At 54.8% G+C, this 21835-nt stretch carries 22 protein-coding genes; 12 read left to right on the forward strand and 10 right to left on the reverse strand.

Annotated features, from left to right (window positions below):
* Positions 1 to 105: 105 nt before the first annotated feature.
* The 4 genes from BM079_RS03170 to BM079_RS03185 all read left to right on the forward strand — a co-directional run bounded on the left by BM079_RS03170 (position 106) and on the right by BM079_RS03185 (position 5735).
* The gene (locus BM079_RS03170) at positions 106 to 1377 is read left to right on the forward strand and encodes an oligosaccharide MFS transporter (protein ID WP_090130683.1); all 1272 of its coding nucleotides are present in this window, start codon (positions 106 to 108) and stop codon (positions 1375 to 1377) included.
* 43 nt (positions 1378 to 1420) lie between these two features.
* Positions 1421 to 2434 carry a LacI family DNA-binding transcriptional regulator gene (locus tag BM079_RS03175; RefSeq protein ID WP_090130684.1) on the forward strand — a complete coding sequence of 338 codons (1014 nt, stop codon included), beginning with the start codon at positions 1421 to 1423 and terminating at the stop codon, positions 2432 to 2434.
* 58 nt (positions 2435 to 2492) lie between these two features.
* Complete coding sequence (locus BM079_RS03180) at positions 2493 to 3980, forward strand: glycoside hydrolase family 32 protein (RefSeq protein WP_090130685.1); 1488 nt, start codon at positions 2493 to 2495, stop codon at positions 3978 to 3980.
* Between the two features lie 240 nt (positions 3981 to 4220).
* Positions 4221 to 5735, forward strand: coding sequence for an acetyl-CoA hydrolase/transferase family protein (locus BM079_RS03185; protein WP_090130686.1), 1515 nt, complete (start codon positions 4221 to 4223; stop codon positions 5733 to 5735).
* Between the two features lie 26 nt (positions 5736 to 5761).
* On the opposite strand, the gene otnI is transcribed toward BM079_RS03185, so the two are convergent.
* From otnI to BM079_RS03210, 5 genes are all read right to left on the reverse strand, one after another.
* The gene (gene otnI / locus BM079_RS03190) at positions 5762 to 6544 is read right to left on the reverse strand and encodes a 2-oxo-tetronate isomerase (protein ID WP_090130688.1); all 783 of its coding nucleotides are present in this window, start codon (positions 6542 to 6544) and stop codon (positions 5762 to 5764) included.
* A gap of 74 nt (positions 6545 to 6618) precedes the next feature.
* Entirely contained in the window at positions 6619 to 7278 is a 660-nt protein-coding gene (otnC, locus tag BM079_RS03195) for a 3-oxo-tetronate 4-phosphate decarboxylase (RefSeq protein ID WP_090130689.1), read from the reverse strand.
* Positions 7275 to 8546 (reverse strand): 3-oxo-tetronate kinase, encoded by a 1272-nt coding sequence (gene otnK, locus BM079_RS03200; protein ID WP_090130691.1) that lies wholly within the window; start codon positions 8544 to 8546, stop codon positions 7275 to 7277. The genes otnC and otnK overlap by 4 nt, the downstream gene beginning before the upstream one ends.
* A 30-nt stretch (positions 8547 to 8576) precedes the next feature.
* Positions 8577 to 9482, reverse strand: a complete 906-nt coding sequence (gene ltnD, locus BM079_RS03205; RefSeq protein WP_090130693.1) for an L-threonate dehydrogenase — start codon at positions 9480 to 9482, stop codon at positions 8577 to 8579.
* Between the two features lie 36 nt (positions 9483 to 9518).
* Positions 9519 to 10280, reverse strand: coding sequence for a FadR/GntR family transcriptional regulator (locus BM079_RS03210; RefSeq protein ID WP_090130695.1), 762 nt, complete (start codon positions 10278 to 10280; stop codon positions 9519 to 9521).
* Between the two features lie 238 nt (positions 10281 to 10518).
* Between BM079_RS03210 and denD the strand changes: the two genes are divergently transcribed.
* From denD to BM079_RS03225, 3 genes are all read left to right on the forward strand, one after another.
* Positions 10519 to 11481, forward strand: coding sequence for a D-erythronate dehydrogenase (gene denD, locus BM079_RS03215; RefSeq protein ID WP_090130696.1), 963 nt, complete (start codon positions 10519 to 10521; stop codon positions 11479 to 11481).
* 60 nt (positions 11482 to 11541) lie between these two features.
* Positions 11542 to 12939, forward strand: coding sequence for a GntP family permease (locus BM079_RS03220; protein WP_090130698.1), 1398 nt, complete (start codon positions 11542 to 11544; stop codon positions 12937 to 12939).
* Between the two features lie 86 nt (positions 12940 to 13025).
* Entirely contained in the window at positions 13026 to 13205 is a 180-nt protein-coding gene (locus BM079_RS03225) for a hypothetical protein (protein ID WP_090130700.1), read from the forward strand.
* 85 nt (positions 13206 to 13290) lie between these two features.
* Here the strand turns inward: BM079_RS03225 and BM079_RS03230 are convergent, their stop codons facing one another.
* Positions 13291 to 13533 (reverse strand): hypothetical protein, encoded by a 243-nt coding sequence (locus BM079_RS03230; RefSeq protein WP_090130702.1) that lies wholly within the window; start codon positions 13531 to 13533, stop codon positions 13291 to 13293.
* Between the two features lie 80 nt (positions 13534 to 13613).
* Entirely contained in the window at positions 13614 to 14051 is a 438-nt protein-coding gene (locus BM079_RS03235) for a copper resistance protein NlpE N-terminal domain-containing protein (RefSeq protein WP_090130704.1), read from the reverse strand.
* A gap of 147 nt (positions 14052 to 14198) precedes the next feature.
* Here BM079_RS03235 and BM079_RS03240 point away from each other — a divergent pair, with 147 nt between their 5' ends.
* From BM079_RS03240 to BM079_RS03260, 5 genes are all read left to right on the forward strand, one after another.
* Positions 14199 to 14621, forward strand: coding sequence for a hypothetical protein (locus BM079_RS03240; protein WP_139215245.1), 423 nt, complete (start codon positions 14199 to 14201; stop codon positions 14619 to 14621).
* Positions 14622 to 15306: 685 nt separating this feature from the next.
* Positions 15307 to 15711, forward strand: a complete 405-nt coding sequence (locus BM079_RS03245; protein WP_090130710.1) for a VOC family protein — start codon at positions 15307 to 15309, stop codon at positions 15709 to 15711.
* A 651-nt stretch (positions 15712 to 16362) separates the two neighbouring features.
* Positions 16363 to 17622: a flippase gene (locus tag BM079_RS03250; protein ID WP_090130712.1), complete on the forward strand. Its 1260-nt coding sequence runs from the start codon at positions 16363 to 16365 to the stop codon at positions 17620 to 17622.
* A complete protein-coding gene (locus BM079_RS03255; protein ID WP_090130714.1) occupies positions 17615 to 18604 on the forward strand; it encodes a glycosyltransferase in 990 nt (329 codons plus the stop codon). Before BM079_RS03250 ends, BM079_RS03255 begins: the two co-directional genes overlap by 8 nt.
* 24 nt (positions 18605 to 18628) lie before the next feature.
* The gene (locus BM079_RS03260) at positions 18629 to 19705 is read left to right on the forward strand and encodes a glycosyltransferase family 4 protein (protein WP_090130716.1); all 1077 of its coding nucleotides are present in this window, start codon (positions 18629 to 18631) and stop codon (positions 19703 to 19705) included.
* Positions 19706 to 19768: 63 nt separating this feature from the next.
* Here the strand turns inward: BM079_RS03260 and BM079_RS03265 are convergent, their stop codons facing one another.
* The 3 genes from BM079_RS03265 to BM079_RS03270 all read right to left on the reverse strand — a co-directional run.
* Positions 19769 to 20110, reverse strand: a complete 342-nt coding sequence (locus BM079_RS03265; RefSeq protein WP_090130719.1) for an integrase core domain-containing protein — start codon at positions 20108 to 20110, stop codon at positions 19769 to 19771.
* Between the two features lie 65 nt (positions 20111 to 20175).
* On the reverse strand, positions 20176 to 20925 hold the full coding sequence (locus tag BM079_RS16560) for a DUF6708 domain-containing protein (RefSeq protein ID WP_139215246.1): 750 nt from the start codon (positions 20923 to 20925) through the stop codon (positions 20176 to 20178).
* 215 nt (positions 20926 to 21140) lie between these two features.
* A partial coding sequence (locus BM079_RS03270) for a DDE-type integrase/transposase/recombinase (RefSeq protein WP_175489577.1) occupies positions 21141 to 21835 on the reverse strand: 695 nt, incomplete at its 5' end.

Raw genomic sequence — 21835 nt, forward strand, 5'->3', positions numbered from 1 at the left:
CAAAAGTCGTAAAGACAGCCCTGCAATGGCGCCATAAAGTTTGTGACAACGTTGTCACAACTGATGGACGGCTGATCGTTTCGCCTGCAGCCCGGAGAGACTGGCTTGAGACATTTTCTCGGTATTTCACTGACGCGCGCCTACCTGCAAAGCTCCTTCAGCCTGCTGCTGTTTTTCGCCTCCTGGGGCATCTGGTGGTCGTTTTTCCAGATCTGGCTGACCAGCGACACCAACGGTCTAGGGCTGGATGGCACCTCGGTCGGCATTGTTTATGCGGCCAACTCGCTGGCCACGCTCTTTTTCATGATTGCCTATGGCACCCTGCAGGACCGTCTGGGAACCCGGCGCCATCTGGCAATTCTGGCGGCTGGCGCAGCGTCTCTGGTGGGGCCGTTCATGATCTGGGTCTATCGTCCGCTGCTGGAGGACAGCTTTGCCCTGGGCGTAACGGTGGGCGCCGTGTTTCTCTCGGCAGGCTTTCTGGCTGCCTTTGCGCTGTTTGAGGCCATTGCTGAGCGCATCAGCCGGCGCAGCGGTTTTGAATACGGTCAGGCGCGGATGTGGGGCTCGGCCGGTTACGCCATTGTGGCGCTGCTGGCAGGCTTTCTGTTCACACTCGATGCACGCCTGATCTTCTGGATGGGCTCGCTGTTCGGTGTCGCCCTGCTATTGATGCTGTTGATCTGGAAAGCACCGGTCGAGGCCACCTCTCCCACCGAACACGAGCAGCAGGTGCCCTCGCTGCGCGACATGATCGATGTCTTCAGGATTGGTGCACTATGGAAGCTGATCGCTTTCGTCTTCTTTTCCTGGACCTTCTATACCGTCTATGACCAGCAGATGTTTCCGGAATTCTATACCCGACTGTTCGACTCCCCGGCGCGCGGACAGCAGTTCTACGGCATGCTCAATTCGGCCCAGGTCTTTCTGGAAGCGGCCATGATGGGGCTGGTCCCCCTGCTCATGCATCGTATCGGCGTGCGCAATACCATCCTGCTGGGTGCGATGGTCATGTTCCTGCGTATTCTGGGCAGTGCAGTATTTGACGACCCCATGCTTGTCTCGCTGGTCAAAATGTTCCACGCCATTGAGGTCCCGCTGTTCGTGCTTGCGATCTTTCGCTACTTTACCCTGCACTTCAATCCGGCGCTGTCGGCCACGCTTTATCTGGTCGGCTTTCAGATCTCGGCGCAGGGCGGCAACATCGTTTTATCGCCACTTCTGGGCATGCTGCGCGACAGTGTCGGATATCAGACCACCTTCTCCATCATCAGCGCCATTGTGCTCATCGCCGGCCTCTATGCGTTTTTCGTGCTTAAAAGGGATCACGAGGATGTCTACGGCGAGCTCTCCATGAGCGAGGACACGGCAGCGTAGCCGGCCTGAAAAGGTGAGAGACGCGAACTTCAGGAACATCACCATGGTGTCGATCAAGGACGTGGCACGTCACGCCGAGACCTCCTTCAAGACCGTCTCGCGGGTCATCAACGGCGATCAGCGGGTCCACCCGGCAACCCGTGAGCGGGTGAGCGAGGCGATCCGGGCACTGGGGTATCGCCCCCATAGCGGGGCGCGCATGATGCGCAGTAACCAGTCGCGCATCATCGGCTTTCTTTCCGATCGCGTGACCACCCAGCCCCACTCGGGCGATATCCTGCGCGGCGCCCAGCAGATGGCCGACGCCCATGGACGGTTGTTGATGCTGTTCAATATCGATGCCGATGCCGGCGACGATCACCGCAGGCGCGCTTTCGAGCTTTTGATGGAGCAGCGTGTTGACGGTCTGATCTACGCCTGCGACTACCACCGCGATGTTGAGCTGCCCACCGAGATGCAGCAGCTGCCCTCGCTGCTGGTCAACGGTTTCAGCACCGCCATGGCGCTCCCCGCTCTGGTGCCCGATGAGCGCCTCGCCGCGCAGCAGGCCACCCGTCTGCTGTTGGCCGAGGGGCATCGACGCCTCGCCTTTCTGGCCCCCAACTCCCGTTCGATAGCCACACCGCTGCGGACAGCCGGATTTCATGATGCTCTGCTTGAGGCCGGCATCGCGCCTGAATCAATGCCGGTCGTTACGGCCTGTGAAGGGGTGCCGGGCGGAGAAGAAACCTATCAGGTCGAATCGGTGCTGGCGCAGCTGATGCGTGACGACACGCCGCCCACGGCGATTCTCTGTGGTCAGGATCGCATCGCGCTGCAGCTCTATCTGGCCCTGGCACGGCGCGGCCTGCACCCCGGACGGGATCTGGCGGTGGTCAGCTTCGATGACCAGCAGCCCATTTCAGGCGCGCTGACGCCGTCATTGACCACCATGGCCCTGCCGCATTTCGAGATGGGGCGTCAGGCCATGAAGCGGCTGCTGGACGGCGATGCGCGCTGCGAAACAGTGACCGTGCCCTTTTCAACGGTGCTGGGGCAGTCGCATCGACACGAATGAGCCCTCTATGGCGAATGCCCCGTAACCCTGCATTGATCCACCCTGACAGGATGACAACATGACCGGCGCCCCCCCTCTGGAAGCCCTGACACAACGACCGCTGCGCCACTTCACCCCGCCACAGGGCTGGATGAACGACCCCAACGGACTGGTGTATCACGACGGCGAGTATCATCTGTTCTACCAGTATCATCCCGATAATCTCGTCTGGGGACCGATGCACTGGGGCCATGCGGTCAGTCGCGATCTATACCACTGGCAGCATCTGCCAATCGCCCTGACGCCGGACGAAGACGGCATGTGCTTTTCAGGCAGCGCCGTGGTGGATGGTCATGGCGTGAGCGGTCTGTTCGACGGTGGCGAAGGCCTCGTGGCCTTCTACACCGCTCATCGCTTTATCGGCGACGATGAGGCCCACTACGAACAGGAACAGCATCTTGCCTGGAGCCGCGACAACGGCCGCAGCTGGCACAAATATGTCGGCAACCCGATCATCGCCGCACCGGGGTTTCGCGACTTTCGCGACCCGAAGGTGATCTACCACGAACAGAGCGGCCGATGGGTCATGGCGCTGGCCTGCGGTCAGCATATCCGTTTTTATACCGCCGACAATCTGCTCGACTGGCAACTGGCAAGCGAGTTCGGCCACGATCAGGGGTGTCATACCAATGGCCCCTGGGAGTGTCCCGATCTGTTCGAACTGCCCGTTGAAGGCAGTAGTCACGGCGCCAGCCGATGGGTGCTGGTGGTGGGCGTGGGCATCGACCACGACGGACCGCAGGACAGCATGGGCTCTTTCACCCAGTATTTTATCGGGCACTTCGACGGCGAGCGCTTTCACAACGACAACCCCGATGAGCCGCTGTTACTGATGGATCAGGGCCGCGATTTTTACGCCGTGCAGAGCTTCTCGGATGTGCCCGACCGACGACTGGCGATCGCCTGGCTCAACAACTGGCAGTACGCCGGTCATACGCCCGAGGCGGGCTGGCGCGGTGCCATGACCCTGCCCCGCGAACTGTATCTGGCCGCCACTGACCACGGGATACGCCTGCATCAGCGCTTTGTGCCCGAGCTGGCCCGATCGGTCTCACCGCTTGAGGTGGCACCGTTTGATGCGCCGCTGAAGGAAGGTCATCACCTGCTGGCCACGCCCGGCGCTGATCTGGTACGCGGGGCGCTGACGCTGGAACCGGCCGCTGGCAGCCGGCTGGTACTGTCACTGCAGCAGGGCACGCAGCAGCAGTTGATCCTCTGTGCCGGTGATGACACCACCGAAGTCGCCTACCGCCGTGAGGGACACAGCGGCGTGACGCGCGTTGATCAGCACTTTCCTGGCGAGCGGCGCGCCGGTGAGCTGGATGGCCGGCAGATTCGTATCCAGTGGTGGGTCGATCACGGCAGCGTCGAGATGCTGATCCACGGCAGGACGCGTCAGCTCTCGATCACGCTGGCAGGCTTTTTGCTGCCGCATCGCTATCCCGTGACGCTATCAGTGCAGTCCGGCAGCGTGCACCTGATTGATATCAGCCTTGATGCCGGCTGACCATGACACCGACTCGGCGGCTTTATCGCGGCGCGCGTGCTGCGCCTCGACGCATGAGGCCGCACCTGCCAACGAATGCATTGGCCGGGGGCCCCATGCGGGGCCCCTTTGACGTGGGGATGTCTGCTTTTTGATCTGGAACAGATGCCACGTCACCGAATCCCTTAAGATGAGGTATCAGAGGGCATCGAATCGATGCGCGGCTCATATCTGCCGGGATGGCGTAAAAGGAGTGTCAGCATGAAAGCAACCGCCAGCGAACGCTGTCAGTTAAAGGGATGGGAATCGCGGCTCATGAGCGCCGAGGCAGCCGCCGAACTGATCCAGGACGGCATGGTTGTCGGCATGAGCGGCTTTACCCGCGCCGGTGAAGCCAAGGAGGTGCCGCTGGCGCTGGCGCGTCGTGCCCGGCAGAACCCGATGAAAATCAGCCTGATGACCGGCGCTTCACTGGGCAACGATATCGACCGCCACCTGACCGAGGCCGGCGTGCTGGCCCGACGCATGCCCTTCCAGGTCGATGCCACGCTGCGCGCGGCCATCAATCGCGGTGAGGTGATGTTCATCGATCAGCACCTGTCGGAGACCGTCGAGCAGCTTCGCAACAAACAGCTTGGCCATCTCGATGTCGCCATCATCGAGGCCTGTGCGATTACCGAAGACGGCGGCATTGTGCCCACCGCCTCGGTGGGCAACTCGGCAAGCTTTGCCATTCTGGCCGACAAAGTGATCATTGAACTCAATCTCTCTACGCCCGAGGCGTTGATCGGCCTGCATGACATCTATATCCCGCAGATGCGCCCGGCCCGCCAGCCCATTCCGGTGGTAGATGCCAGTACCCGCATCGGCCAGAATCACATTCCCATCGATCCGGCCAAAATTGCCGCGATTGTGTTGACCGACGGTCAGGACAGTCCCTCCACGGTAGACATCCCCAATGAAGACACCCAGCGTATTGCTCGGCATCTGATCGGTTTTTTCGAGCATGAAATTGAAGCGGGTCGACTGCCGCCGTCGCTGATGCCCCTTCAGGCCGGCATCGGCACCATGGCCAATGCCGTGCTCAACGGACTGATGGACGGGCCGTTCGAGAATCTCACCATGTACTCGGAAGTGCTGCAGGACAGCACTTTCAACCTGCTCGACAGCGGCAAGATGACCTTTGCCTCAGGCAGCTCGATTACCCTGTCGAAAGAATGCGGCCAACGAATCTGGCCGCATCTGGCCGACTATCGCGACCGTATCGTGCTGCGTCCGCAGGAGATGTCCAATCACCCGGGCATCGTACGACGGCTGGGCATCATTGCCATCAATACCGCACTTGAGGCCGACATCTACGGTAACGTGAATTCGACCCACGTCAACGCCACAAAAATGATGAATGGCATCGGCGGCTCGGGCGATTTCGCCCGTAACGGTCACCTGTCGATTTTCATCACCAGATCAACCGCCAAAAACGGATCGCTTTCAAGCTTCGTGCCCTTTGCAAGCCACGTGGACCACTGCGAGCACGATGTCGATATTCTGGTCTCCGAACATGGTCTGGCCGACCTGCGTGGACTGGCACCGCGGGAACGCGCCAGGGTCATTATCGAGCAGTGCGCCGATCCCTTGTATCGACCGGCGCTGCGCGACTATTTCCTGGAGGCGTGCCAGCGCGGCGGCCATACCCCGCACTGTCTGGAAAAGGCGCTCTCCTGGCATCTGGCGGCCGAGCAGAAAGGCTCGATGCTTGAATTCACCGCGCGCACCTGAGCCTTCCTGCAATCCCGACTCTGGCATCACCCGCGACGCCAGGGCCTGAACCACCCAAGCCCCGCCGTCGTCTCACCGCGGGGCTTGTACTCACAGCCCAGCCAGCCCTCAAAACCTGCACGGTCGAGCTGCTCAAAAAGCCAGCAATAGTTGATCTCGCCGGTGTCGGGCTCGTGACGCTCGGGCACACCTGCGATCTGAATATGGCCGACACCTTCTCGGTATCCGCGGAAGATTTCCCAGAGATCACCGTCCATGATCTGGGTGTGATAGAAGTCCATCTGCACTCGAACGTTGGGCTCTCCCAGCGTCTCGATGATCTCATGAGCCTCATGCTGGTGATTGATAAAATAGCCCGGCATGTCACGGCTGTTGATCGGCTCAAGCAGCAGCGTGATGCCTTCGTCGGCCAGACGATGCGCGGCAAAACGAATATTATTCAGATAGGTGTTGTGCATGGCGGCAATATCTGCGCCCTCACTGGCCACTCCTGCCATGGCATGCAGTCTCGAGCAATTCAGCGTTCGGGCATAGCGAATCGCTGTCTCGACACTGTCACGAAACTCCTGCTCACGCCCCGGGAGTGCTGCCAGCCCCCGCTCGCCGGCCGCCCAGTCGCCGGCCGGCAGATTGAACAGCACCTGTTTCAGGTCATGGCGCTTGAGCTCGCGGGCAATGTCTTCGGCCTCAAAGGCGTAGGGGAAGAGATACTCGACCGCTTCAAACCCCTGCCCTGCGGCCTGTTCAAAGCGCTGCATGAAGTCGACTTCGTTGAACATTGTGGTGAGGTTGGCAGCAAAACGCGGCATGAGCGCTCCTTCTGGAAAAGGGATTACAACTGATAAACAGGCCCCGGTACCCACGGACACCGGGGACGAGACCACTACCAGCGCGCACCGAACTGCTGGCGAAGGCCATCGATCTGCTGTTCGTTCAGGATATTAATCTGCTGATCCTTGAGCAGCAGAAACAGACGTGCGGTCTCTTCGAGCTCCTCGATGGCATTGCGCGCCGCTTCCAGGCTCTTGCCGGCCACGACCGGACCGTGATTGGCCAGCAGCACGGCGCTGTAATCGGGGGCGTATCTGCGTACCGCCTCGCCCATCGCCGGATCACCGGGCTGGAAATACGGCAACAGTGGAAGACGCCCCACCCGCATCACGAAATAGGGCGTGATCGGCGGAATGCACGAGCGCTCATCCAACCCCTGCAGACAGGAGATGGCCGAGGCGTAGGTCGAATGCAGGTGAATGACGCCACCGGCCTCTTCGCGCGATTCGTAGAAGGCGCGATGAAGAAATGACTCCTTGGTCGGCGGCTTGCCAGAGAGCAGATTGCCGTTCCAGTCGAGCATCGAGATCTCGGCCGGATCCAGCGCGCCCAGGCTGGCATTGGTGGGCGTCATCAGCCAGCCGCCTGCGCATTTGGCACTGATATTGCCGGACGTCCCGGGCGCCATGCCGAGCTGTCGAAAGGCGCGCCCGATCTCGCTGATCTCCTCGCGCAGGCGATTTTCTTCGCCATGGGTATTGATGTGGCTCATGGCATTGTCTCCCAGGCTTTGGTCATGAAATCCTCGCTCCCGAAATTACCGGACTTGAGCGCCAGCGCCAGGCGCTCGCCGGTACCCAGTGTCACCGTCCAGGGCACGCCCGGATCAATGCTCGGTCCGATCTGAAGCCCTTTCACTTCAAGCGCGCTGACCACGGCACCCGAGCTTTCGCCCCCGGCAACCAGCAGGCGTCGCACGCCCAGCTCGTTGACCAGAGCGCCTGCAATCTCTCCCAGCGCGCGCTCAACGATCTCACCGGCTGCCTGAACGCCCAGCAACTGCTGCGCCCTTTTGACGTTGTCAGGCGAGGCGCTGGCATGGATCAGTACGGGAGAGCGGTCGAGATGCTCCCGGGCCAGAGCAAGCGCCTCGGCCACCTGATCCTGATAATTCTCGGCAAGCGTCAGCGCATCAAGGCGGTAATGAGGGTAGTGCGCTTTTGTATGCTCGATCTGGGCCAGCGTCGCTCGTGAGCAGCTGCCACTGAGAATGACCTCACGACCGGGTATAGCGGGCAGCCTGGCGGCGTCACCGCCGGTGAGTTGATCCCGCCAGCGCGCGCCAAGGCCCAGCGCCAGACCGGAGCCTGCCGTGACAAGGGTCAGATCGCGACAGGCCTCACCCAGCGTTTCCAGATCCTGCTGTTCGATGGCATCGAGGACCGCCACGCCAACGCCATCGGCCCTGAGAGTATCAAAACGGCTGCGCACGGCCTCACTACCCCGGCGTACGCAATCAAATTCGACCAGCCCGACCCGATGCCGGGTCTGGCTGTCCATGACCCGGACCAGATTGGCATCGGTCATGGGGGTAAGCGGATGATCCTGCATGCCGCTTTCATTGAGCGGTACGCCACCTGCGAAAAGGTAGCCGTTATAAACGGTACGGCGATTGGCCGGCAGCGCCGGGCAGGCCACGGTAAAGGACACATCGAGCGCGTCCATCAGCGCATCGGTCACCGGGCCGATGTTGCCTTCCGAGGTAGAGTCAAAGGTCGAGCAGTACTTGAAATAGAACTGCTCGCAGCCGCGCGCCTTGAGCCATTCAAGCGCGGCCAGTGACTGTTCGACCGCTGTCTCGGCAGGGAGGGTACGGCTCTTGAGCGCCACCACGACGGCATCAATATCCTCAAGGTCAGCGGCCAGTCCCTCATCGGGAATGCCGATGGTCTGCACGGTGCGCATGCCGATACTGACCAGCTGACTGGCCAGATCAGTCGCGCCAGTAAAATCATCTGCAATACAGCCCAGCAATGGCATGGAAACGCTCCTGGTCTGAAGGATGGAAGATCAGTCGTTGGCGGCCTGCGTGGGCAGATCGATTCCCGGGAAGATGCGCACCACGCCGGCATCATCCTCACGGCCATGGCCCATGGAAGACGCCTGGCTGAACATGGTCAGTGCCTGAGCGGTCATCGGCAGCGGAAAGCGCTCGGCGCGGGCGGTATCGTGCACCAGCCCCAGGTCCTTGACGAAGATGTCGACCGCAGAGCGCGGCGTATAGTCACCGTCGATAATGTGCGGCACGCGATTTTCAAACATCCAGGAGTTACCCGCGCTTTTGGTAATCACGTCATAGAGCGTTTGCGGATCGCAGCCGCTTTTGATGCCGTAGGCCATCGCCTCGGCCGCCGCCGCAATGTGCACGCCGGCCAACAGCTGGTTGACCAGCTTGACCTGCGAGCCCTGCCCGGGCGCCTCGCCCAGACGAAAGATGGTGGCCGCGATGGCATCCAGCGCCGGCTGGGCGCGCTCGAACACCTCTGATGGACCGGAGGCCATCAGCGTCAGCTCACCGGCAGCGGATTTGACCGACCCACCCGAGATGGGAATATCAAGATAGTCGATGCCCTTTTCTGCTAGCTCGGCCGCCAGCGCGATCACATCATCCGGCGCGGCAGTAGCACAGCCCACCACGATGCTGCCGGTTGACAGGGTAGAAGCGAGCCCGTTGGCACCCAGCAGGACATCGCGCATCTGGGCGGCGTTGACGACCACCAGAAAGACGATATCGACCCGACCGCCCATCTCGGCGGGGCTGGCGACCGGCTGGCCACCCTTGGCGGCCAGTCTTTCAAGGGCCTCCGCGTTGATATCGCAACCCAGGGTATCAAACCCGCCGCGAATCAGTGACGTCGCCATGCCGAGCCCCATCGATCCCAGCCCGATCACGCCTGCTCTGAGTCTGTCAGCCATGCTGTTATTCCTTGATGAAATCAGTCCACGATGAAATTAATCCCGGCCTTCATGACCGGTGTGCTCGAACGCCTCGATCAGATCCGGCGGGATGTCACTCAATCGCCTGCGGGCCTGATCCATGTGCCACCAGGCCGCCTGACGGGCCGCATCACCGTTACCGCTGGCAATGGCTTCAAGGATCGCGTCGTGCTCGCTGATGACTTCAGCGACAAAGGTGTCACGACGCGCCTCGTTGCGCCGGGTCAAACTGATGGCCTGGTGCAGAAAACGGTTATAAAAATCCAGCACCGTGACGAAGTACTCGTTGTTTGAGGCCTCGGCAATAGCACGATGAAAGGCCATGTCCTGCTCTACGCCGGACTCGCCGGCCTCTACCGCCTCATCAATATCAACCATCGCATTACGCAACCTTCGCAGCTGCGCTCGCGAACAGCGCGAGGCAGCATAAAAGGCGGCCTCGCCTTCCAGCGCACGACGCAGCTCCAGCAGATGCAGCACCGAGCCCAGTGAGCCGCCGGGAAGCGCCTGCACCAGCGACACTCTGGGCGCCTCGGCCACAAAGCTGCCACTGCCCCGCCTGGACACCACCAACCCGGCATTGCGCAGCATGGAAATGGCCTCGCGCACTACCGAGCGGCTGACCTCATGACGCTCGCATAGCGCGGCCTCGGTAGGCAGACGCTGCCCGGCTTTCAATTCACCGATGTGGATGGCCCTGGTCAGCGCCCCGGAAATCTGCTCGGCAAGCCCGGGCCCTCTTTCCGATACGCGCTTTTCTGACGGCGAATCAGCCATGTGCTGCGCCCCTTTCCATCGGAGGCTGACGTGCTGCCAGAGGCTGACTCGAGAGATACGACGTCTCGGCGCCGGGTGTTCGACCAATGATCATATTGCTCCGCTCAACAGTTGTCAGACAACATTACAAAAAAAGAGGAAACACTCAATACCTTTCTTGAATGATACCGCTCGATGCATTCGATTGATCAGAACGTTTTGAGAAGGCTGTCAGATAACCAATACAAGGAAGCAGACCATGCACATCATCATCACGGGTGCCGCCGGTTTTTTAGGCGCACGTCTGGCCATGCAGCTGCTGGAACAGGGAACGCTTGATGGGCAGCCCATCAGCAGTATCACCAGCCTCGACCTGGCTCCCTGCCCGGTAGACGACGAGCGTATCGATTCGGTGGTGGGTGATATCAGTGACCCATCGGTGATCGAGCGCGCCTTTCGCGAGGACACGATCGCCGTGTGCCATCTGGCCGCCATTGTCAGCTCTCACGCCGAGGCGGAATTTGATCAGGGCATGCAGGTCAACTTCGATGCCACGCGGTCCTTGCTGGAAGCCTGCCGACACCGCGGCAACCACATTCGCTTTTTGTTCAGCAGTTCGCTGGCGGTGTTCGGTCCTGGCATGCCCTCGCCGCTGACCGAGCAGACCGCGCCGCAGCCGCTTTCTTCCTACGGCACCCAGAAGGCCATGAGCGAGCTGTTGGTCAATGATTACAGCCGCCGAGGTTTCATCGATGGCCGGGTCTGTCGGCTGCCTACCATCGTGGTGCGCCCCGGTCGTCCCAACCGTGCGGCCTCCTCCTTTGCCAGCTCGATCATTCGCGAGCCGCTGGGCGGTGAAGAAGCGATCTGCCCGATCGACCCGGAATTCGCCATCTGGATCTGTTCGCCGGAAACCATCATCAACAATCTTGCTCATGCGCTGTCGCTGGATGCTGCGCGCATGGACGCGTGTCGCACGGTCAACCTGCCGGGCATGTCGATCAGGGTCCGGGAAATGGTCGAAAGCCTCGAGCGTGTGGCAGGAAATGAGGCCGGTGCGCGTATCCGCTACGAGCGTGATCCGCAGATCGAGGCGATTGTCTATAGCTGGGCGCCGCTATTTGACAACGACTACGCCCTGTCGCTGGGCTTTGAGGTCGATGAGCACTTTGACGACATCGTGCACGCCCATAAGCGCTATATGGATGACCAGCAGAACTGATCACTATTGATCAAGCAGTCTTCAAACGAAGGCCGCTCATTTTTTCGGGGGTATAGTGTCATGACAGAGGCCACCACTGCGGGACCCCAGGTCATTATCGGCCTGGGCATTGCCATCTTTGTGATGATCTTTCTGGTATTGAAAACCCGTGTTCATGCGCTGCTGGCGCTGGTCGCGGCAGCCTCGCTTGCCGGCCTGATCGGCGGTATGCCCGCCAATGAGGTCATCGGTGCCATCACGACCGGATTCGGTGCGACGCTGGCCACCATCGGGCTGGTCATCGGCTTTGGCGTCATGATGGGGCGCATTCTGGAAGTCTCGGGTGCCGGCCAGCAACTGGCCCGCACCATCCTGCGCCTGCTGGGCAAGGAGCGTGAGGACTGGGCGATGGCACTTACCGGCTATATCGTGTCGATTCCAATCTTTTGCGACTCAGCTTATGTGATCCTCAACCCGCTGGTGCGGGCGCTGGCACGTAACAGCGGACGCTCGGTGCTGACGCTGGGGATCGCGCTGGGCTCCGGCCTGATCGTGACACACAGCGCCGTACCGCCTACACCGGGCCCGCTGGGGGTAGCGGGTATTTTCGGCGTCGATATCGGTCTGATGATTGCCTGGGGCGTGGTCTTTACGGCACCTGCATTGATCGTGATGGTCATCTATGCCCGTTTCATGGGGCCGCGTATTGAGGCCATGATCGAGCGTGATACCGGCCAGGGTCTGAGCCATGCCGCGGACGATAATGAGACGCCGCAGCTCGATGAGCAGGAACTGCCCTCTCTGCTGCGTTCTGTACTGCCCATTGCCCTGCCAATCGGACTGATCTTTCTCAACACACTGTTTGGTGCGCTGGCGAGCCTCAATGACGGTCTGGATGTCGAAAATTCCCTGATCGGGCAACTGATCACCTTTTTTGGTAACCCGGTCATTGCCGTGGGTATCGGGGTACTGGTGGCCGTCTATGGGCTGGTGCCCAAAATGCCGCGCGAGGATGTTCTTCGCCATCTGGAAAAGGGTGTGGAAAGTGCCGGTATCATTTTGCTGGTCACCGGTGCCGGAGGCGCTTTGGGCGCAGTACTTCGCGCCAGTGGTGCCGGCGACTATATCGGCACCCAGATCGCGTCGCTGGCCCTGCCGGCTTTTCTTATCCCGTTTATCATTGCCACGCTGGTGCGCTTTGCCCAGGGCAGCGGCACGGTATCGATGATTACCGGGGCCTCCATCTCCGCGCCCATTCTTGCCGCCATGCCGGACGTCAACATGGTGCTGGCCGCTCAGGCTGCCTGTCTGGGCGCACTGTTTTTCAGCTATTTCAACGACAGCTATTTCTGGGTGGTCAACCGGATGCTGGGCGTCAAAAACGCCAGACATCAGCTGCTGGTCGTTTCAGTACCTACGACACTTGGCTGGGCGACAGCGCTTGCGGGGCTGTTTGTTGCCAATGCCTTCATGGGGTAGCGTGCCCGGTGCATTCCCTGCCGGGGATGACCTATGCTTGAGGCGGGCCGTTTGGCTGATGGATCCAGACAAGAGGAGAGCACTTCATGACACAACGCATCTGTGATTGCCCCTACTGTAAATGCGTCGTTCCGGAAACGGCGCCCGAGGTCAACGGCAAGTCCTATTGCTGTGAGGCCTGTGCCTCGGCACACCCCGACAGCCAACCCTGTCAGAACAGTCAGTGCGACTGCCATCATCATGGCTGGGGTGGCATCAAGACCTGATGAGCGGTCAAACCGTCAGAAAAGCAAGGGCCCGCTTCCGTGGAAGCGGGCCCTTTTAATACGTCAGTCGGTCGGAGCGGCGGTATCATCGAGATGGTTCAGGGGCGTCACCCTTTTTATTGACCACCTCTTCCAGCAGCTGCTCGGTCTCGCTTTTGGGCTTGTTTTCAAGCTCTTTCTTGAGATCGGCATAGATCCCGCGAACCGTATTGCATGATGAGCAAAATACCTTGTCAGCGGGATTTTTCACTTCAGACAGGCGAACGCTATGGCTGCCGCATTCAGGACACGCCGTTGGCATCCTCATTTCTTCAGACAGATCACCCATGTCAATCTCCTGTATCGTGCCGTTGAAACCTGCAAATAAACCCGGCCACAAGGACCGGGTTTACAGGACTCGAGCATCGATTAATTGATGCGCTTGAGCGTCAGGTTATCGCTGGAGTCGATGCGAGAATAGTTGCGGTCCAGCAGACGCATATCACCATTGCCTACCGGCAGCAGATTATAAATGGTATTGCCTTGGCCATTTTTCAGCTCATAAACCAGCGGATAGCTGTTGGGACCGACGTTCTGCTTGATCAGAACCTGGCCTGTGGTACGCATCGGCTTTTCACTCTGGCCTACACGTGTGCTGTCCAGAGTAAAGCTGGCGCCGGTGTTGTCCTGGTTTCGAATCTGCAGATTCGTCTTGATACCGGCACAATCGGCGCACGGCAGTGTACCCTGATAGCGGCCGTCAGCCTGCGCGTAGGGGGACTGATTTTTCACCTCACCGCCTGAACAACCGGCCAGCCCGATGATGGATGCAAGCACTACAGTAGTAGCGATACCCTTGAACGTCATTTCGAACCTCCTTTTCGAAAACAATCACTTCGCAGATTAGGAAAGAATCCTGTCGAGCGCCAACTTAACATGTGCCATCTTTTTTCTGCACAGTGTTTCAGGTCTGGAACTGGCAAAATATTAGTACATCATCACCAGGAGAGTGCCATGCACCGGCAACTTTTATCCACGCTTTTGCTGGCCGGCCTTTACCTTTCAGGAGGATTTGCCATGGCTCAAGCTGAAGCACTGCCTGAAGGACCATTCACGCAGACGCTCGACAAAATGCTTCAGGACGAGCGGCTGGTCGGTTATGACATTCGCTCGCTGACCGATAATGACATCACGGTCGAGCTGACGTATTCGGGGGATCATCAATACAGTGATGCAGAGCTTGAGCCGTTCAACAACGGGGTTTGTTATGCTCTGCTGGAGACAGCAGTCAAAACGGGCCTGAGACCCTTTACCGGTGGCACTGACATCATCTGTGAGGCCATGCAGCGAGATGGGACGCGCGCCAGCGCCGGTGACCTCGGGGTAAGCCGCTATGAGCGTCAAAACGATGACTTTGTCTATCACGGCGCTCGCTGACGACATGATGTCACGCCACACTACTCTGGTTGGATCAGGTGGCCTGCCGACCACCTTGACCAATGACACCATCTGCACCTGCGCTTGGATTTGTTCGGTCATGATGGTGGAAAGATCCATCTAAGCAGGTGTCGTCAGAAGTATACAAGGCCTGATTATTCATTATTGGAGGTTATCCTCATGGCAGAAGCCATCAGCAACACCCTTCAGCTGTTACGTGATCTCATGTCCTTTTTCACTCGACATGGCTAATAAGGCAACATCTTGAGAAGTGTGGCTAATAAAATGGATCAATAATTTGAGTCATTTTATGTATGATGATTAATTCTTCCCTTTTTCGTCTTCCTGCCATGGAAGACCGCTGTACAGACGCTTACTCTGAAGTCGTGGAAGGATTCACGCATGCATGGATTGCCTGAAGCATGGAGTGCTTCCATCAGCAGGGAAGCTGACAGCGATCACCGCTTGCGGGCGGTGATCGTTATTTTATAACCATTCCAATCCTGCCCGTGACATTGCTTCACGTGATGCCTTTCTGATCGTTTCTTTCTTCGGTTATGGTGCCCTGGCCTTTTCAGCACTGTTATTGTCTGTTCATTCAATCATGATAACGCGCCATAATAACCGTCTATCCGAACGCAACAGCCAACACCTGCCAGAACAGCAGATGCCGGAGCCCAGAATCATGCTGAGTCATGTCATGGTGGGAAGTAACGATCTAGCCCGCTCCAAAGAATTTTACGATGCGCTTCTGAGCTGCATTGGTCTTTATCGCCATGACGACGATGACAGTGATCATCAGTGGCTTTGCTACGCCGCCCCTCAGGAAAAAATCCTGTTCCTTGTCTGCAGTCCGTTCGATCAGAACGCCGCCAACCCCGGCAACGGCACGATGGTCGCCTTCAAGGCGCACAGTCATGAGCTTGTCGATCAGTTTTACGCCGTGGGCATGACACTCGGCGCCATCGATGAGGGTGCCCCTGCCGTGCGATCGCAGTATCACGATTATTTTTATGGGGCCTATCTGCGTGACCCCGATGGCAACAAGCTGTGCTGTGTCTGCCATGATCACTTTGATAGGTTTGAATAATCATGAAACCATGAAACACGCCTCTGAGCTCTCCCTGAACCAGCATGCCTTTTTGTCGACTATTGTACTGTTAACCCAATCACATAGTGCTGAGCCAATAATGCTGCCCGCCTGATAACTCCATGATAGTTCATGGAGGCATGAAACATTGACCAACAGTCGATACATGTTTTTTAGAGCGTTAACACTAAAAGCTCACCGCCTCATATAAAAATTAACTACAAAAATATGTATATAAAAATATCGAATTATCTACCGGATCGCTTTAGATCAAACAACAATACAGAGCTAATCAGCTTAGTTTGACCATATCTCTGACGCGAAAACAATTACTCCACAACTACATTTAAAACAATGAAATGATTTAGACTAGTACTTATCAATATCGACTATAAACTTTAGTATTAAAAATTAATTTTAGAGGTTGTAGCTTTTGACGGCTTCCAGCTTATTTTTGAGCGAACAGTAAGCAAAGCGCTTACAGCACAGCGTCTTGAATGCAAAGCGATCAAAATTTACACGATAGCTTCCTGCTGTTCTTGACTCTGACCCGGTATTTACCCAAAAGCATATCAGCAGACGTGACGTATAGGACCTTGTGTCCTGTTGATTTAAATCTCAAAGACAGTTTGCAGTCACCAAGGCATAAAAATGCGGTCAAAGCTATTAAGTAATTTTATTTCCCTGTTTGTATTACAGGGCGGGCAATACATTCTCCCACTTATTACGTTTCCTTATTTGGCGAGAGTGCTGGAGCCTGAAGGCTTTGGCATCATGGGCCTCTCTTTCGCCATCATGCAATACTGTATGCTGTTTATAGATTACGGCTTCAATCTGACAGCAACCAAAAAAATAGCAGAAAACAAGGACTCGAAAAGAAAGATTTCTGAAGTTTTCTGGACAACAATGGCTTCAAAATGTTTCTTGGCCATTCTTGTTTTTCTTTTTCTTGTATGTACTGTTTACGCAGTTCCTTCTTTCAAAGAAATTTCTTTTATCATCCTGCTGGCTTCAACGCAGCTGATTGGATCAGTTTTATTACCTGGCTGGCTCTTCCAGGGCATAGAAAGGTTGTGGGCTGTCACAATTTCAAGCCTTGCGGCTCGGGCAACCGCCGTTCCACTTATCTTTTTTTTCGTTCACAACCCGGAAGATCTCTGGCTTGCAGTTGTTATCCAGGCCATGACAACGAATATGGCCGGCATCATTGCCTGCTTTATGGTCTATCGATACAAGGCCGTCTGCTTTGAAAAAATATCGCCTCAGCAAGTAAAGGAGGCCTTGAAAGACGGCTTTCCCGTCTTTATCGCATCTATCGCGATAAGTTTATATACCATGAGTACGACTGTGGTGCTTGGTGTTGTTTCCAGCCATGAGCAAGTTGGTCTGTTTAATGCATCCGATAAGATAAGGAACGCCATCACCAGTGCGTTTCTTATTTTAGGCAATGCCTTTTTCCCGCGAGTTAATGCCTTATTATCGGAAAGCAGGGAAAAAGCTGGCAGATTCATTAAAAATATAATTTTTGGTCAGTGCCTTGTGACTCTGGCAACCTCTCTAACGCTTTTTTTCCTTGCTGATTTTTTAGCTGATTTTGCTTTGGGCGAGCAATACAGCAACGCTGCTCACATTATTAGAATTATGGCGCCCATGGTTTTCCTGGTAACAACATCAGTCATTTTTGGCAACTACATGCTATTGCCTTTTGGCTATCGCAGAATTTATACACAGGTCCCAACAATCATGGCCTTTATTCATCTTGGAATTGTGTTTCCGATGGCTTATTGGCTGGGCGCTGTGGGTGGTGCATGGACTCTTCTGCTCACTGAAATATTAAGCTTCCTTGCCCTATTATTTTTCTGTTTTCGTCTAGGGCTTTTCAAGATGGTTTTTGGAACACCTCATGAATAACATCTGGCTGTCGGTCATTGTTGCCGCCTATAACGTTGAAAAACATATAGGTGAGGCATTAACCTCTATTCTCGATCAAATCGATAATAGTGTAGAAATTATTATCGTTAATGATGGCTCCAAAGATAATACACTTGAAACAGTAGAATCGATATATACGTCACACCCGCTTGGACAACAACTCCGAATCATCAATCAGAAAAATAGCGGTGTCAGTGAAGCAAGAAATACAGGATTGGAAATCATGAAAGGCCGCTATGTGGCCTTCCTTGATGGTGATGATCATGTTCTACCCAATTACTATAGAAGACTTCTGGAAGCGATAGATCGGGCTGACTGTGCCCCCGACATTATCGAGTTTGATGCCATCAGATTTTCTCATCTGAAAAATGGCGATCATCAGAATAAATCTTTATTTAGAATCAATGTGTGCGGGAACTACAGCTGTGTAGACGATCAATACGTTGTCAGCAACATATTTTCGCATGCTTATTGGTTTCCATGGGCGCGCATCTACAAGAGCAAACTATTTGAAGGTTTGCGATTTCCTCCCGGCAAAAGCTATGAGGACATGATGCTGATACCGCAGCTTTATCTACGGGCTAACCGTCTGGCTGGCATCAATGAACCTTTAATCGGTTATCGCGTTAATCCGGAAGGAATCACAAAAAATCCTTCACACAAGGATTTAGCCGATATTGAATCAGTCATTGATTACTATCTTGAACTGAGTGCCAGTGAAAACGACGCTTTCAAGAAAAAAATGACAATGCTGGTAGCCTGTCAGGGTGCCCTTTTCTATAAAAGTATCTCCAATGAAATGAAAGGCTACCTGAGCCCGATCAAGGAAATCAGTCGTGTCGTAAAGAAGGTCAAGCACCAAAAGCGAGATACGGATATTGAAATACCTTTCAACACGCGCATGCTTTTTGTATCGCCAGCACTTTCAAACCTTTACTCATATATAAAAAAATTTATTTAAGCTACTTATTCTGGGTCATCTCATATGAAAAAAGCATGCTTCATTATTAATAATATGGGCTCGGGCGGCGGCACTGAACGCGTCGCGCTTACTATTATAAACGCTCTGGCTGAAAAAGGTCACGATATCACTCTGCTCAATTTATGGCAGGATGATGATATGGCCTTTTTCAACATCTCCTCAAAAGTAAAGGTTAGCTGTTTATCAACCAGCAAAACATCTTTCTACCTTAGCTATTTTTCTATAGTTAAAAAAATTCGCAACTTTGTCAAAGTACATAATTTCGATACGGTTATCAATGTAGAATCGACCTTGTCTCTTTTCATCGCGCCAGCGCTTTGTGCAAACAAGGCCTGGCACGTTAATTGGGAGCATTATAATTTCACGGCCAACGGCGGCTCAAAACTGAGGACTATCTCCCGGTATATTGCCGCATGGATGGCCGATACTGTAGTGACGCTCACTCATCGCGATGCAGATATCTGGAAAAAAAGAGCCCGGCCGCGGGCTGAAATTCTTCCCATTAACAACCCTCTTCCGTTTGCACAGGAAGCGTATAATTATAACCCTGATGCCAAGGTTGTATTAGCTGTTGGTCGACTTTCTTACCAAAAAGGTTTTGATTCTCTATTATCTGCGTGGAAAGAAGTAACCAGGGATGTACAAGACTGGCAGTTGAGAATAGTTGGTAATGGTGAAGATGAGACATCACTTCGGGCTCAGGTTGGAAAGCTTGAAATTACAAACAGTGTCACCTTTTTTCCTCCTACAAAAAACATTGAAACTCATTATCGAGAAGCTGGCATATATTGCATGAGCTCTCGTTTTGAAGGACTTCCCATGGTGCTTATCGAGGCAAATTCTTATGGTCTGCCTATTGTATCCTTTAACTGCCTAACCGGGCCTTCCGAAGTTGTTGAAAATAATGTTTCCGGACTGCTTGCCGCACCTGAAAACATTGATGAACTGGCAGAGAAGCTCAAATATATGATTAAACATCGAAGTGAACGAATCAAATTTTCAAAAGCCGCTTACGATTCATCACCAAAATTCAAGCTTGATAATATCATCAAACAGTGGGAAGAACTTATTAATCGGTAATAAGACATCAGGTTTTCAGATGATTTTGATGGCTGTTTTCAACGACGGAACGGACTTATCATCCTAGGTGTTTGGTCCCGGGAAGCAGTGGTTCGGGTCCTGATGGAATCTGTCCGGTTCATCCTGCCATCTTTCCAGAATAAATCCGATGGGTGTTTTGCCCTTCAAAGAGCGTAACGCCCGGGCACTGTTATAGGCCCACAGGCAGTCCTTCAGGTGTTCTGCCAGCTTCTCGAGCGTGGCGTAGTGGAAGCTGCGGATAGTGACGTCCTTGAGGGTTCGGTTCATCCGTTCCACCTGAACATTGGTCCACGGGTGGAAGGGGCGGGTCAGGCGGTGCAGCGGTGGTTGCCGGTCTGATGGATCAGGTAGCCGAGGTTGAGCCGGGTGTTGAAGCATGATCATTCAATGAAAAGAAAGACACCGTGGCAAAACCACGGCATCTTTCTACCTGAGCCAAAATATAAGGATCAGCGCCGCGGAAACACCTCTTCTCCGCACTCATCAATAACGCTTTGAGGCCACTCTGGCGAACGGCAGTATCTGCAAAAGAAGTAATGGCCTATTACTTGCACACCTACAAAGATAAAAAGTATACTTCGAGTTATAGAGTAAAGCACATGAAATGTTTTCCCTTCAGAAGATTTTGAGCCAAGAAATAAATACTGGGCTGACTTGGATAAACTTGGCTTTAGGTCCAGACGCTCTGCAACGGGTTCGACCGAAGTAGCGCCATCCTCCATAAATCGACGAACATATTCAAATCTGGCTGAAAGGTCTTCAATCATCCATTGACGCTCTTGCTCACTATTTGAGGTCATGTAATGGTAGTCATCAAAGGAAAAACTATCTCTGACACTACCATCATCGTTAAAGAGATAACCTCTAAGCTCATAGTAATAACCTTCTATGCTGCGGGCCGAATAAGCAATACAAAAGGTGCATTCATCCCAACGACAAGTTTTCGGCTGAAAATCCACGTCACTAACGAAGTGTACTTTTATAGAAAAAGAATCAAATACAGCATATTGAAAACCTTTTATTTTTAGCTCAAACTTGGCGAAAAAAATAAGAGGATAAGAAAACAAAAAACCCAAAATCACCATGAAAAATAGCGCAATCACTCCTCTAGCATCAATATCAACATCGTAAACCCATGGCATAACCAGCGGAAAAAAAGAAAAAAGCTTAATAAGACGATCCCACCTAAAGTACCCCATGAAAGGTATACCCCCCTTTCACGAAACCAAGACTCTGCTAAAACTAAAGAATTCTTCTGTTGAGAGTAGACAGAATTAGACACTTTAGATTCTTTTTTACTTACCTTTAGGTCAAATATGTGTTTTTTAGAAAACGTCGATAAAAAACTCGATTTTTACCATAAAGACCAACCGCTTCAATTATTTTTTGCTGGACTATGTTCATAATCAGTTTCCTAGGTGTTTGGTCCCGGGAAGTAGTGGTTCGGGTTTTGATGGAACCTGTCCGGTTCATCCTGCCATCTTTCCAGAATAAATCCGATCGGAGTTTTGCCCTTCAAAGAGCGTAACGGACGGGCACTGTTGTAGGCCCACAGGTAGTCCTTCAAGTGGTCGGCCAGCTCCTCGAGCGTGGCGTAATGAAAACTGCGGGTCGTCGCGTCCTTCAGGGTTCGGTTCATCCGTTCCACCTGACCATTGGTCCACGGATGGAAGGGGCGAGTCAGGCGGTGCTCGATGCCGTGTTCACGGCAGACCATGTCGAATCGATGGGGTTTATAAGCCTCAGTGCCACGCCTTTTGGCGAACTGCACGCCGTTATCGGTCAGCACCGTATGCACCCGGTAAGGCAGCTGCTGCACGACGTCTTCCAGAAATGCGGCAGCCTGCTCGCGATTGGCCTTCCGGTAAAGCCGGGCATGAACAAATTTGGAGGTGCGATCGACTGCCACGAACAAATAGGCCCGGCCTTCGCCGGTGCGAACGTCACAGATATCGATATGCAGATAGCCGATCGGGTACGCCCTGAACGTCTGTCCCTTTGCCTTTGGTCCGGCTTCACGTGGCAACCGGCTGATGTCATGGCGCTGATAGAGACGATGCAGGCTGGAGCGGGTCAGATGCGGGATAAAGCGCTGCAGTGCAAACAGAC

Origin of the sequence: Kushneria avicenniae, from assembly GCF_900112585.1 — a bacterium.
Lineage (GTDB): Bacteria > Pseudomonadota > Gammaproteobacteria > Pseudomonadales > Halomonadaceae > Kushneria > Kushneria avicenniae.